Here is a 13,082-nt window from a genome sequence, read left to right as displayed (position 1 = left end):
GGGCGCCGCGCCGCGGCCGTCAGCCCTTGCGGGCCCGCGACGCCTCGGCCGCGGCGGCGGACTGGAGGTCGCCGAGCACGTCCGTCGTGCCGGGCCGCACGGCCTCGCCGATGCGCTGCTTGAGCATGCTGGAGACCTTGTCCCAGGACGGGTCGCCGAGCGGGTAGAAGTTGGCGCTCGGCAGCGCGTTGAGGAACTCGTTGAGGTCCTTGTGCCCGGGGTTGGCGGACATCTCCTCGAGGGTGTCCTGGGTGACGGGCAGCATGTTGTACTGCTCGTCGAACTTGATGGTGTTCTCCTTCGTGTAGGCGAAGTCGAGGAACTTCTTGATCTCCGCCCGGTGGCCGTTCGCCTTGAACGCCATCACCCAGTCGGCGACGCCGAGGGTCGAGGGCTTGACGCCGGTGTCCTTGCGCGGGATCACCGCGGTGCCGTACTGGATGTTCCCCGCGACGGCCTTGCTGATCAGCCCGGGGTGGCCGTTGAGCATGGCGGCCTTGCCGGCCCCGAAGTCCGCGAACGCGGCCTTGCGGTCGACCTTGGCCGGGTCGTCGTAGGTGAGGCGCTTCTCGACCAGGTTGGTGCGCAGCCAGTTGAAGGTGGCGCGGTTCGCCTGGCTGTCGATGGTGTAGTTGCCGGCGACGTCGGAGAGTCCGCCGCCACCGCTCATGGTCCAGATCATCGCCTCGCCCTGGGCCTCCTCGGGGCCGAGCGGCAGCGCGTACGGGATGACGCCGGGGACCTTGGACTTGATCAGTTCGGCGTCGCGGCGGACGTCGTCCCAGGTGACGGGCGGGTTGGCGATGCCGGCCTTGGCGAAGATGTCCTTGTTGTAGAAGAAGACCCGGCTGGAGGAGATGAACGGGATGCCGTACTGGCTTCCGAGCACCTGGCCGGCCTTGGCGAAGGAGTCGAGCAGGTTGACCTGGGTGCGGTTGGAGAGCACGTCGCCGGCCGGGTAGAGGCGGTTGGCGGCGACCTGCTCGGCGTAGCCGCCGGTCTGCGCGATGTCGGGGGTGTTGCCCTTGGCGATCAGGTCGGCGAGGTGCTTGTCGATGTCGTTCCAGCTGACCACGTCGACCTTGACCTTGATGCCGGCGTTGGCGGCCTCGAAGCGGCGGGCCAGGTCGTTCCAGTAGACCGAGCTGGAGTTGGCCTCGTTGTCGCCGTAGTCGGCTGCGACCAGGTTGAGCGTGACACCCCCCGACATGTCCAGGACTCCGCAGCCGGTGAGCAGCAGGGATCCGACGATGGGCAGGGGGAGCAGCGCTGATCGCTTCACGGATGGACCGCCTTCGTAAGGGTTACAGCGTGACCCTGACAGGCGTCCGACGGCCCGGTCCAGGCTTGCCGGAACGGAGTTAACGAAGTGTCACATCCAGTTGCGCTCAGTGTGACGGACCATCAGAAACTGTCCGATTATAGGACGTTCACGCCTTCAGAACGGTGACCCCTGCGTCGGCGAAGGCGGCCGCCACCGGGTCGGGGACCTGGTCGTCGGTGACCAGGATGTCCACCCGGGCCAGGCCGCAGATCCGGGCGAAGGCGCGATGGCCCAGCTTGGAGGAGTCGGCGGCCACCACCACCCGGCGGGCCCGCTCGGCGAGCAGCCGGTTGACCGCCGCCTCGCCCTCGTGGTGGGCGGTGGCGCCGTGCTCGGCGTCGATCGCGTCCACGCCCAGCACCGTGGTGTCCAGGGTGAGTTCGCCGAGCACCTGGGCGGCCAGGGGGCCGATCAGCTCGTACGACTGCGGGCGGGCGACGCCACCGGTGACCACGATCTTCACCTGCGGGCGGACCGTCAGCTCGTTGGCGATGTTGAGCGCGTTGGTGACCACGGTGAGGCTCTGCCCGTTCTCGGGGTGCTCGGCCAGGTCGGGGCGGACGGCGAGGGCGCGGGCCACCTCGGTGGTGGTGGTGCCGCCGTTCAGGCCGACCACTTCGCCGGGCGCGATCAGGCCGGCCACCAGGGCGCCGATCCGCTGCTTGGCGTCGGCGTTGCGGGCGGTCTTGTAGCGCAGCGGCAGATCGTAGGAGACGCTGTGCGCCACCGCGCCGCCCCGGGTGCGGGTGACCATCTGCTGGCGGGCCAGCTGGTCGAGGTCGCGCCGGATGGTCGCGGCCGAGACATTCAGCGCGCCGGCCGCCTCCTCGACGTCCAACTTGCCGTGCTCGGCCAGCAGTTCCAGCAGCGCGTTCCACCGTTCGTACCTGGACACCGTTCCGCTCCTTCCGCGCTCGCCACCGCGCGCCCCGCGGCTCGGTCGGGACAGCTTCGCACACCGCAGTCACGGCGGATGCATTGCGCAATGCTGCGCGAAACAGCTATAAAACAATCAGATTTGCGCACAGCTCGCCCGCTCGCAGGAATGCGCCGCGGGAACGCCGCCGTCCGGTGACAGCCGAAGGAGTCCGCACCCATGCCGCACCCGTCCCTGACCGGCGAGGAGATCGCCACCCAGCCCGAGAACTGGCGCACCGCCGCGGCGCTGGCGGCGAGCGGCCCGGCCGGCCTGCCGCAGCGCGGCGAGCGCGTGGCCGTGGTCGGCTGCGGCACCTCGTGGTTCATGGCGCAGGCCTACGCCACGCTGCGCGAGTCCGGCGGCCACGGCGAGACCGACGCCTTCGCCGCCTCCGAGTTCCCGCACGGCCGCCGCTACGACCGGGTGCTGGCGATCACCCGCTCCGGCACCACCACCGAGGTGCTGCGGCTGCTCGCCGACACCGACCTGCCGAGCACCGCGATCACCGCCTGCCCGGACAAGCCGGTGGCCGCGGACGCCGGCCACCTGATCGACCTGGGCTTCGCCGACGAGCGCTCGGTGGTGCAGACCCGCTTCGCCACCACCGTGCTGGCCCTGCTCCGCGCCCACCTGGAGCTGGAGGAGGCCCGCCCGGTGGGCGTCGCCACCGTCGCCGAGGCCGCCGCGGACGCCGAGCGTGCCGTCGCCTGGCAGGTGCCGCAGGAGCTGGTCGAGCTGGAGCAGATCTCCTTCCTCGGCGCGGGCTGGACCAACGGCCTGGCCCAGGAGGCCGGTCTGAAGATGCGCGAGGCCGCGCTGGCCTGGACCGAGGCGTACCCGGCGATGGAATACCGGCACGGCCCGATCTCGATCACCGCTCCGGGCCGCGCCGCCTGGGCGTTCGGCGCGCTGCCGGCCGGTCTGGCGGACGAGGTGGCGGCGGTCGGCGGCCGGCTGGTGGCCGACTCGGGCGCGGGCGGTCTGGACCCGCTGGCCGACCTGGTCCGGGTGCACAAGCTGGCCGTCGCGCTGGCCGCGCACCGCGGTCTGAACCCGGACGAGCCGCGCAACCTGACCCGTTCGATCATCCTGACCTGACCGTCCGCCAAGCCCCCGAAAACCCCCAGGAGTCGGCAAAGAGCGACAAAGCTCACCTCTCAGGACCAGACCAATCGAGCAACTGGACTAGACCTCTTCGACCTGGCCAAGGGAAACTGTCCCCCGTGAAGCACGTCATCGCACTCGATGTAGGCGGCACCGGCATGAAGGCCGCGCTGGTCGCCCAGGACGGCTCCGTGCTGTACGAGGCACGCCGACCGACCGGGCGGGAGCACGGCACCGACGCCGTCGTCGCCACCATCCTCGACTTCGCCGCCGACCTGGCGCAGGAGGGCCGCACCCGCTTCGGTGCCGCCCCCCTCGCGGCAGGCGTCGCCGTGCCGGGAACGATCGACGAGAGGAACGGGATCGCGGTCTTCTCCGCCAACCTCGGCTGGCGGGAGCTGCCGATGCGCAAGCTGCTCGGCGAGCGCCTCGGCAACATTCCCGTCGCCCTCGGCCACGACGTCCGCTCCGGCGGGCTCGCCGAGGGCCGGATCGGGGCCGGGCGCGGAGTCGACCGCTTCCTGTTCATCGCGCTCGGCACCGGCATCGCCGGCGCGATCGGCATCCACGGCACGATCGAGGCCGGCGCCCACGGCTACGGCGGCGAGATCGGGCACGTGGTGGTCCGCCCCGGCGGCCCGCAGTGCGGCTGCGGCGCCCGCGGCTGCCTGGAGACCCTGGCCTCCGCCTCCGCGGTGTCCCGGGCCTGGGCCGAGACCACCGGCGACCCCGAGGCCGACGCCGCCGCCTGCGCGCTGGCCGTCGACGCCGGCGACCCGGCGGCCCTGGTGGTCTGGCAGGACGCGGTGGACGCGCTCGCCGACGGCATCGTGATCGCGCAGAGCCTGCTCGACCCGTCGACGGTGATCGTCGGCGGCGGGCTGGCGGAGGCCGGTGACACCCTCTTCACGCCGCTGCGCGCGGCGGTGACCGAGCGCCTGACCTTCCAGATGCCCCCGAAGGTCGTTCCGGCCATGCTCAAAGACACCGCCGCGTCCCTGGGCGCCGGTTTGCTCGCCTGGGATCTGCTCTCCATGGAGGTGACCGCGTGACCGCGGACCGTACTGCACTGGCCGGAGCCCGACTCGTCGTTCCCGGCGGGGTGATCGAAGGCGGCCGGCTCACGGTCGAGGGGCCGCGCATCGCGGACCTCGGCGGCGAGCGGGCACCCGGCGACCTCGACCTGACCGGGTACACCGTCGTCCCCGGCTTCGTCGACCTGCACGTGCACGGCGGCGGCGGCGCCTCGTACGCGTCCGGCGTGGCCGAGGAGGCCCTCACCGCCGCCCGCACGCACCTGGAACACGGCACCACCACGACGATGGCCTCCACCGTCACCGGCGAGATCGACGAGGTCTGCCGCCAGGCGGCCGTGCTCTCCGAACTCGTCGAGGACGGCGTCCTGGCCGGCATCCACTTCGAGGGCCCGTTCATCTCCCACAACCGGTGCGGCGCCCACCGCCCCGACCTGCTGCGCGACCCCGACCCGGCGCTGGTGCGCAAGCTCGCCGACGCCGCCCGCGGCCACGCGAAGATGTTCACCCTCGCCCCGGAGCTGCCCGGCGGCCTGGAGTCCGTCCGGATGCTCGCCGACCAGGGCATCATCGCCGCCGTCGGCCACACCGACTCCGACTACGCGGTCACCCTGGAGGCGATCGACGCCGGGGCCACCGTCGCCACCCACCTGTTCAACGCGATGCCGGGCATCCAGCACCGCGCCCCCGGCCCGATCGTCGCGCTGCTGGAGGACGAGCGGGTCACCGTCGAGCTGATCAACGACGGCATCCACCTGCACCCCTCGGTGCTCGAACTCGCCTACGGCACCGCCGGTGCCGAGCGGGTCGCGCTGATCACCGACGCGATGGGCGCGGCCGGCATGGGCGACGGCATGTACCCGCTCGGCCCGCTCCAGGTCCGGGTCGAGAACGGCGTCGCCCGCCTCGTCGAGGGCGGCTCCATCGCCGGCTCCACCCTCACCCTGGACGTCGCCTTCCGGCGCGCCGTCACCGTGCTCGGCCTGTCCCTGGACCAGGCCGTCACCTCGCTGTCCACCGTCCCGGCCCGGCTGATGGGCCTGGCCGACACCCTCGGCTCCCTGGAGGCAGGCAAGAACGCCGACCTGGTCGTCCTCGACTCCGACACCTACGAGCTCGCCGCGGTGATGCGCCGCGGTGAGTGGATCGTCGGCGCGGACCGCTTCACCAGGGCCGGCAACCCGGCCTGACCCGACTGGGGTTCGCCCCCGGTCGCTCCCGCCACGGGGAGGGTGAGCAGCGGAACCTGCGCCTCGTTGCTCACCCCACCCGGGAGACCCCCTTGCCGCTCGCCCCTACCTCCGACCTGCTCGCCTCCGCCGCCGCCGACCGGCGCGGACTGCCCGCCTTCAACGTGATCACCCTGGAGCACGCCGAGGCGATCGCCGCCGGCGCCGACGCCGCCGGCACGCCCGTCGTGCTCCAGCTCAGCCAGAACGCGATCGCCTACCGCGACGGCCGCCTGCTGCCGATCGCCCGGGCCTGCGCGGAGATCGCCGCCGCCGCCCGCGTCCCCGTCTCGCTCCACCTCGACCACTGCGAGGACTTCGACCTGCTGCGCGCGGCCCCCGCCGCCGGCTTCTCCTCGGCGATGTTCGACGCCTCCGCGCTGCCGCACGACGAGAACGTCAAGGCCACCGCCGAGGCCGCCGCCTGGGCGCACCGCCACGGCCTGCACCTGGAGGCCGAACTCGGCAAGGTCGGCGGCAAGGACGGCGAACCGCCGCTGTCCGCGCACGCCCCCGGCGCCCGCACCGACCCGGCGGAGGCCGCCCGCTACGTCGCCGACACCGCCGTGGACGCACTGGCCGTCGCCGTCGGCTCCTCGCACGCGATGACCTCGCGCACCGCCGACCTCGACCTCGCCCTGATCCGCGAGCTGGCCGCCGCCGTCCCCGTCCCGCTGGTCCTGCACGGCAGCTCCGGCGTCCCCGACGAGCAGCTCACGGCGGCGGTCGCGGCCGGCATGGTGAAGATCAACATCGGCACGGCGCTCAACCTGTCCTACACCGCCGCCGTCCGCGAACACCTGACGGCCCACCCCACCGTCACCGACCCCCGCAAGTACCTCACCGCCGCCCGCGACGCGATGACCCGCACCGTCGAACAACTGGCCCGGGTGGTCAACACCTCGGCCTGACGACACCCGCTGCGGCCCGGACCTGCACGGAGGCCCGGGCCGCGGCCGGCCCATGGTCGGGCCGGATCACCAGCCCTGGGGCTTGGAGGTCCCGTTCGGGGTGACGGCGATCTGGTCGAGCAGGAAGCCGCACTGGTTGCCGGCCTGGCAGGACACCGAGATGGTGTGGTGGCCGGGCTGGGCGACCGTTCCGCTGACCCAGGACGAGTACCAGGAGCTGTCCGGCGGCAGGCCGGGGCTGTAGTTGTTCAGCTTTATAGGGGTGTAGGTGGGCTGGCCGTCGACCGCGACCGTCGCGGTGGCGTTCTGGCCGCTGTTGTTGAAGCGCAGCCAGATCTGGAACTGTCCGGCGGCGGGCATGTCGACGTCCCAGGAGACCGACGCGCCGACCGCGCCGAGGCCGTCGACGTACTTGCCGCCGGCCGCCTTCGCGCCCGCCACCTGGTTAGCGGCCGTGCTGCCTCCGCTGAGCTTCAGGCCGGCGGCGTCGGCGATGTCCGTACCGCCGGAGAGCGTGCTCGGGCTGGGCGCCGCGCTGGACGGCGGCGCCGACGAGGTGGGCTCGGCGGGGGCGGACGGGCTGTGCGTGGCGCCGCCGGCCTGGTTCTTGCCGCCGTCCGGGTCGCCGGTGGACAGCGCGACGCCCGCGCCGATGGCGATCGCGGCGACCACCGCGACGGCGCCGATCACGGCGGCCTTGCCGCGGCCGGCCGGCCGGTCCTCGCCGGGCCGGGGCCGGGAGCGCTCGGCGTACCGGGACTGCTGCGGCGGCAGCGCGGTGGTCTCCTGCCCGGGCGCGGCCTGCGGGTAGCCGGGGGGCGGCGGGGCCTGCGGGTGGACGGGGCGCTCGCCGTAGTTGGCGCGGCCGACCTCCATCGGGCGGCTGTAGCCGGTCCGGGGCCGCTCGGGCGCGGGCTCCTCGCCCTCGGCGGGGCGGTAGAGGTACGCGAACGGGTCGTCCTCGTCCGCGCCGTCGTTGCTGCCGGCCGTCGTCACGGTCAACTCCCCAGGACTGGATGCTCTCGTACCCAGGGCACCCTACCTGCCGTGCTCGAACACGGTGTACGCGGTTCAGCCCGCCCGGCGGTGCGAGCGCTCGCCGCGCGAGCCGCGGGCCGCGCCGCCGCGGGTGCGCTTCTCGTCGTACATCCGCTCGTCCGCGGAGTGCAGGACCTCGTCGATGCTCATGCCGCAGCCCGCCCAGCCGATGCCGAGGCTGACGCCGACCCGGACGGCCCGGTTGTCGATCCGCATCGGCGGCAGGATGGCGCTGCGCAGCCGCCCGGCGAGCTCCTTGGCCTCCTCGCGGCCGATGGCGTCGGCCAGCACCACGAACTCGTCGCCGCTCATCCGGGCCACCGTGTCGCCCTCCCGGACGACCTGCTGGAGCCGGCGGGCGATCTCGATCAGCACGGCGTCGCCGGCGTTGTGGCCGTAGCGGTCGTTGACCAGCTTGAAGCCGTCGAGGTCGCAGTAGAGGACGGCGAGCCCCTTGTCGGGGCCGGGGCGGCGGTGGCCGTGCCAGAGTTCGCCGCCGGGCGGGTCGGCGGGGACGACGGCGTGCACGTGGTGCGCGGGGGCGCCGTCGTCGTGGAAAGCCTCGCCGGCCGCGAAGGCCTGCCGGGCGCGGTCCAGGGCGCCGTCGGGCGGCGCGTAGCCGTGCGCGAGGGGGACGGGGGCCACGGGCACCTGCGGGCCGTCCAGGAGGCCGTGGCCGGGCGGCAGTGCCTGTCCGTGCGGGCCGGGGGCGGGCAGCGGGGGGCGGGAACAGAGCCGGCGGGCCAGCCGGGCCCGCAGCTCGGCGCCGTTGGGCAGGCCGGTGAGGGCGTCGTGGCTGGCCCGGTGGGCGAGCTGGAGCTCGTGCCGCTTGCGGTCCTCGATGTCCTCGACGTGGGTGAGCAGGAAGCTGGGCCCCTCGGTGGCGTCGGCGACCACCGAGTTGCGCAGGCACACCCACTGGTAGCCGCCGTCGCGCCGGGACAGCCGCAGTTCGGCCCGGCCACCCTCGGCGCTGGTGCGCAGCAGCAGCTCCAGGTCGTCGGGGTGGACCAGGTCGACGAAGCGCTGCTGGCGCAGGGTGGCCCGGGGGCGGCCGAGCAGGCGGCACAGGGCGTCGTTGACGCGGGTGAGCTGGCCGGTGCCGTCGCCGTGCAGTTCGGTGATGGCCATGCCGCTGGGGGCGTACTCGAAGGCCTGCCGGAAGGATTCCTCGCTGGCCCGCAGGGCCTGCTGCTCCTTCTCCAGCCGGGCCAGGGCGCGCTGCATCTCGGCCCGCAGCCGGGCGTTGCCGATGGCTATGGAGGCCTGGAGGGAGAACATCTCCAGCGCTTCGCGGGTCCACGCGCCGGGGCGTTTACCGCTGCGCGGGCGGTCCACCGAGAGGATGCCGAGCAGGTCGCCGCCGGCGCTGTACATGGGGGCAAGCAGGATGTCGGCGGGGTGCCAGTCGTTGTCGTAGACGGGCATCGGGCCGTCGCCGGTCCAGGTGGGGATGTCGGCGCCGATGGCCCAGCCGCGGTCGTGCGGGAGGAAGCGCAGGGTGCCCCAGTGGTCGGCGACCTGGAGCATCCGGTCCCAGGATTCGCGGGAAGCGGCCTGGCCGAGCAGGACGGCGGGGCCGCCGAAGGTGCTCTCCTCGATCTCCCAGACGGCGGCGATCACCAGGTCGCCGTCGGGCCGCACCAGGCTGACCGCGGCGGCGTCGAATCCGAGTCCGTGGACCGCTCCCTCGACGACGGCCTGCAGGGTTCCCGCCAGGCTCCGGGCAGCGTTGAGGTCCGCCACGACCCGGTGCAAGGTGCGGAGGGTCGCGAGGCGGACGTAGGGCTCCGACTCGGCTTCCATGCGGGGGCTCCCCGGCTGCTTCGGATGGTCTTGAAAGGTTGTCGTCCGATTGCCAGAAGAACTGAATCACAGCGAGCACTCCGATAGGCACGCTCGGTCAGCAATAGGCTGTCAGTGTGACTCAAATCACATAATGATGAAGTGATGATCGTATTCGGAAACGGCAGGGAACGACAGGACGCCCGCCAGGCGACTTCCAGCGACGCGCCTCCCGTGCGCTCGGCCCAGCGACCGAGCCGACCTACGACCAGGGCCCGATACCGGCACGACCGCCCGGCGACTACCGTGCGGTACGTGTACAGCTCCCCCCAGTCCCCCACCTCCCCCACCGCCCCCGTCGCGGATGCCGGCGCCACTCCCGAGGAGTTCCGCGCCGCCCTCGGCCAACTGGCGGCCGGCGTCTCGCTGGTGACCGTGCACGACCCCGAGGAGGACGAGGACGCGGGCATGACCGCCACCTCGTTCCTGTCGGTGTCGCTGGAGCCACCGCTGGTGCTGATCTCGGTGCGCGAGGACTCCCGGATGGACGACCTGCTCACCCGGGCCGAGACCTGGGCGGTGTCGCTGCTCGGCGAGGAGCACCGCACGCTGGCCTCCCGGTTCGCCATGAAGGGCCGGCTCAGCGACCGCCTGCTGTTCGCCGACGCCGCCTGGCAGCGCGGCCCGCACTCCGGCGCCCCGCTGATCGACGGCGCGCTCGCCACCGTCGAGTGCCGCACCGAGCGGCGCATCCCGGCCGGCGACCACACCCTGGTGCTCGGCCGCGTGCTGGCCGCCCGGGTGCCCGCCCCGGCCGAGAAGCCGCTGGTGTACTTCCGGGCCGGCTACCGCCACCTGGGCTGACCGGGGCAGGCCCCGGCCGTCACTCCGGCTTGATCCGGCCCCGCCCCTGCTTCAGCGTGGCGCGGTGCCGCTTGTTCTCCAGCCGCCGCTCGACCATGCCCCGGCTCGGCTTGGTGGCCCGCCGGGCCTTCGGCGGCGGCGCGGTGGCCTCGCCGAGCAGCGAGGCCAGCCGGGCGGCCGCGATCTCGCGGTTGCGCCACTGCGAGCGGTGCTCGGAGGCGCGCACCACCAGCACCCCGTCGACCAGCCGGGAGGCCAGCCGCTCCAGGGCGCGGTCCTTCCACACCTGCGGCAGCGCGTCGGAAGCCGCCAGGTCCCAGCGCAGCTCGACCTTGCTGTCCGAGGTGTTGACATGCTGGCCGCCGGGGCCGGAGGAACGGGAGAAGCGCCAGACGAGCTCGGCGTCGGGGACGACCACCGAACCCCGTACGCGCACGGGCTCAGTCATACCGCCATCATCCCGCCCGGGCCCGGCGGCCGTCACCCGATTAACCCGGCACAATGGCGGGCGTGATCGAGCTCGGCTACTCCCTGTCCAACCGCTTCCCCGACCCCCCGCAGACCGACTACCGCACCGCGCCGGTCCGCGCGCTGCGGCACGACCTGTTCGCCGGGGACGTCTACCTGGAGACCGACGACGGCGCCGGCGTGGAGACCCGCTGGAGCTGGGTGCCGGTGCTGGACTTCGCCTGGGCGCTGTGCGACATCGTCGAGCGCCTGGACGAGGACCCGCGCGGCAGCCGGGAGGCCCGGGTGCGCACCGAGGACCTGGACTTCACCCAGAACACCGAACTGCTGCGCTTCGCCCGCCGGTTCGGCTGGGTGGAGATCACCGCCACCTGGCGGCCGGACGACGAGCCGCTGGTGGTCCGGCACGCCGAACTGCGCCGGGAGGCCCGGGACTTCCTGCAGGACGTGCTGGCCGACCTGTTCGAGCTGCACGAGGACCTGGCCGACAATCCGAACATCTGGACCGTGCAGGGCCGGTACCCGCGCATCTGACCCGGCGCCGGGCGGCCGATCGGGGGAGAAATCCGTCCGTTCACGGAGCGGTGGAACCAACGGCCGCCCGTCCCACGTTCTCCGGTCAAAACCGACCGAAGGGACACCACAGACCATGCCCGTGAGCCTCTCCAAGGGTGGCAACGTCTCGCTGACCAAGGAAGCCCCCGGCCTGACCGCGGTCACCGTCGGCCTCGGCTGGGACGTGCGCACCACCACCGGCACCGAGTTCGACCTGGACGCCAGCGCGATCGTGCTGAACGGCGAGGGCCGGGTCTACTCCGACCGCCACTTCGTCTTCTTCAACAACACCAGCACCCCGGACAGCACCGTCGTGCACACCGGCGACAACCGCACCGGCGAAGGCGCGGGCGACGACGAGTCGATCAACGTCAACCTGGCCGCGCTGCCCGCCGACGTCACCCGGATCGCCTTCCCGGTGTCGATCTACGACGGCAACACCCGCGGCCAGAGCTTCGGCCAGGTCCGCAACGCCTACATCCGGGTGCTCAACCAGGCCGGCGGCGCCGAGATCGCCCGCTACGACCTCTCCGAGGACGCCGCCACCGAGACCGCCATGGTCTTCGGCGAGCTGTACCGCAACGGCGCCGAGTGGAAGTTCCGCGCCATCGGCCAGGGCTACGCCTCCGGCCTGGCCGGTATCGCCCAGGACTTCGGCGTCAACGTCTGAGCAGCCGCCGGCACGTGAAAAGGGCCCCCGCTCCGTCCGGAGCGGGGGCCCTTTCGCGTCGTCAGGGGCGGCCGGCCCGCAGCTCGGGCAGCTCCAGCACCTCGGTCTCGTCGTGCGCGGTCAGGTCGACCACCTCGACGGGCTCGGTGTCGGACTCCGCGTGCTGGTGGCTCGGCGGCTGCTCGACCGCGCGGTGCGCGGGCTGCGCGGCGTCCACCGGCGCGGCGTCCAGCACCGCGTAGCGCTCGCTGTCGGCCATCGCCTCGTCGCCCACCACGTCCGCCAGGTCGCCGACCGCCGGGGCCGGCGCGGCCGCCCGCAGCGCGGCCCGGGCGGCGCCCGGCCGGCCGAAGAAGCTGAACGCCGCCGCCCGCGGCCGCTGCGGGGCCGCCGGGGCCTCCTGCTCGACGTCCTGCGGGCGCGGGGCGGGCAGCGCCGGGCCGACCGGGCGCAGCGCCGCCGAACCGGTGGCCGGCACCGGCTCGGGCATCCGCGGCCGCAGCTCGACCTGGGCCCGCTCGTCGACCGCGCGACGCGCCTCGGCCGTCACGGCCTGCCGCTCCAGGTGCCGCAGCGCGGCCTGTGCGCGGACGAACGCGGCCGGGGTGGCCGGGTTCTTGGGCCGGGTCGCCTCGAGCGCCCGGCGGGCCGCCTCGGCCTCCTTCAGCGCCTGCTCGGCGACCAGCACGGCGCGCTCGCGCAGCAGCCGGGCGATCTCGGTCTCCGCCTTCGCCAGCCGGGACTTCTCCGCGGTCAGGCGCCGCCCGAAGCGGGTGGCCCGCTCCTCGGCGACCTCGGCCGCGTACTCGGCCTCGGCGATCTGCTCCTCGTAGCTCTCCTCGGCGCGCAGCCGGCGCACCATGGCGACCTCGGCGGCGTTCCGGGCGGCCCGGTCGCGCTGCCGCAGCACCAGCGCCAGGCCGACCACCGCGACCACCGCGGCGACCCCGACCGAGCGGGCCACGATCTGATCCGGACTGGCCACCAGCGCGGCCACCGCCGCGACCACGAGCACACCGGAGGCGACCGGTGGCAGCGACCGGCCAAGGACGGAGGAATGACGGTGGCGTCCGCGAGACATGGCTAGAAACTAGCGTGCGAATCGAGGCGCTGTCAGCCTCGGCCCCCATTCCGCCCTTGACACGCCGACAGAAACACGGGCCGCGTACGTCCCACCACGC

At 73.4% G+C, this 13,082-nt stretch carries 13 protein-coding genes; 7 read left to right on the top strand and 6 right to left on the bottom strand.

Annotated features, from left to right (window positions below; all coding sequences use genetic code 11):
• Window positions 1–19: 19 nt before the first annotated feature.
• Both ACGFWJ_RS08420 and ACGFWJ_RS08415 read right to left on the bottom strand, forming a co-directional pair.
• Window positions 20–1,282: an extracellular solute-binding protein gene (locus ACGFWJ_RS08420; RefSeq protein ID WP_392946622.1), complete on the bottom strand. Its 1,263-nt coding sequence runs from the start codon at window positions 1,280–1,282 to the stop codon at window positions 20–22.
• Between the two features lie 148 nt (window positions 1,283–1,430).
• Window positions 1,431–2,219 (bottom strand): DeoR/GlpR family DNA-binding transcription regulator, encoded by a 789-nt coding sequence (locus tag ACGFWJ_RS08415; protein ID WP_392946621.1) that lies wholly within the window; start codon window positions 2,217–2,219, stop codon window positions 1,431–1,433.
• A gap of 201 nt (window positions 2,220–2,420) precedes the next feature.
• On the opposite strand from ACGFWJ_RS08415, the gene ACGFWJ_RS08410 reads away from it, so the two are divergent.
• The 4 genes from ACGFWJ_RS08410 to ACGFWJ_RS08395 all read left to right on the top strand — a co-directional run bounded on the left by ACGFWJ_RS08410 (window position 2,421) and on the right by ACGFWJ_RS08395 (window position 6,521).
• Window positions 2,421–3,341 carry an SIS domain-containing protein gene (locus tag ACGFWJ_RS08410; RefSeq protein ID WP_387638660.1) on the top strand — a complete coding sequence of 307 codons (921 nt, stop codon included), beginning with the start codon at window positions 2,421–2,423 and terminating at the stop codon, window positions 3,339–3,341.
• A 125-nt stretch (window positions 3,342–3,466) separates the two neighbouring features.
• Window positions 3,467–4,399, top strand: coding sequence for an ROK family protein (locus tag ACGFWJ_RS08405; RefSeq protein WP_392946619.1), 933 nt, complete (start codon window positions 3,467–3,469; stop codon window positions 4,397–4,399).
• Complete coding sequence (nagA, locus tag ACGFWJ_RS08400; protein WP_392946618.1) at window positions 4,396–5,571, top strand: N-acetylglucosamine-6-phosphate deacetylase; 1,176 nt, start codon at window positions 4,396–4,398, stop codon at window positions 5,569–5,571. The genes ACGFWJ_RS08405 and nagA overlap by 4 nt, the downstream gene beginning before the upstream one ends.
• Before the next feature lie 92 nt (window positions 5,572–5,663).
• Window positions 5,664–6,521 (top strand): ketose-bisphosphate aldolase, encoded by an 858-nt coding sequence (locus tag ACGFWJ_RS08395; protein WP_392946616.1) that lies wholly within the window; start codon window positions 5,664–5,666, stop codon window positions 6,519–6,521.
• Window positions 6,522–6,587: 66 nt separating this feature from the next.
• Here ACGFWJ_RS08395 and ACGFWJ_RS08390 read toward each other — a convergent pair whose 3' ends face one another.
• Window positions 6,588–7,517, bottom strand: coding sequence for a hypothetical protein (locus ACGFWJ_RS08390; protein WP_392946614.1), 930 nt, complete (start codon window positions 7,515–7,517; stop codon window positions 6,588–6,590).
• A 75-nt stretch (window positions 7,518–7,592) separates the two neighbouring features.
• Window positions 7,593–9,365 (bottom strand): diguanylate cyclase domain-containing protein, encoded by a 1,773-nt coding sequence (locus ACGFWJ_RS08385; protein WP_392946611.1) that lies wholly within the window; start codon window positions 9,363–9,365, stop codon window positions 7,593–7,595.
• A 294-nt stretch (window positions 9,366–9,659) separates the two neighbouring features.
• Here ACGFWJ_RS08385 and ACGFWJ_RS08380 point away from each other — a divergent pair, with 294 nt between their 5' ends.
• Complete coding sequence (locus tag ACGFWJ_RS08380; RefSeq protein ID WP_392946608.1) at window positions 9,660–10,208, top strand: flavin reductase family protein; 549 nt, start codon at window positions 9,660–9,662, stop codon at window positions 10,206–10,208.
• A gap of 19 nt (window positions 10,209–10,227) precedes the next feature.
• On the opposite strand, the gene arfB is transcribed toward ACGFWJ_RS08380, so the two are convergent.
• The gene (arfB, locus tag ACGFWJ_RS08375) at window positions 10,228–10,656 is read right to left on the bottom strand and encodes an alternative ribosome rescue aminoacyl-tRNA hydrolase ArfB (RefSeq protein ID WP_387638680.1); all 429 of its coding nucleotides are present in this window, start codon (window positions 10,654–10,656) and stop codon (window positions 10,228–10,230) included.
• A gap of 62 nt (window positions 10,657–10,718) precedes the next feature.
• On the opposite strand from arfB, the gene ACGFWJ_RS08370 reads away from it, so the two are divergent.
• Together ACGFWJ_RS08370 and ACGFWJ_RS08365 are read left to right on the top strand one after the other, a co-directional pair.
• Window positions 10,719–11,210, top strand: a complete 492-nt coding sequence (locus ACGFWJ_RS08370) for a hypothetical protein (RefSeq protein WP_387638682.1) — start codon at window positions 10,719–10,721, stop codon at window positions 11,208–11,210.
• 115 nt (window positions 11,211–11,325) lie between these two features.
• A complete protein-coding gene (locus tag ACGFWJ_RS08365) occupies window positions 11,326–11,901 on the top strand; it encodes a TerD family protein (protein ID WP_387638684.1) in 576 nt (191 codons plus the stop codon).
• Window positions 11,902–11,962: 61 nt separating this feature from the next.
• Here the strand turns inward: ACGFWJ_RS08365 and ACGFWJ_RS08360 are convergent, their stop codons facing one another.
• The gene (locus ACGFWJ_RS08360; RefSeq protein ID WP_392946606.1) at window positions 11,963–12,982 is read right to left on the bottom strand and encodes a hypothetical protein; all 1,020 of its coding nucleotides are present in this window, start codon (window positions 12,980–12,982) and stop codon (window positions 11,963–11,965) included.
• Window positions 12,983–13,082 lie beyond the last annotated feature (100 nt).

This window comes from Kitasatospora sp. NPDC048407, assembly GCF_043200475.1.
Classification (GTDB): domain Bacteria; phylum Actinomycetota; class Actinomycetes; order Streptomycetales; family Streptomycetaceae; genus Kitasatospora.
Note: the sequence above shows the minus strand (reverse complement) of the source record. Positions and strands in the feature narration are given on the sequence as shown.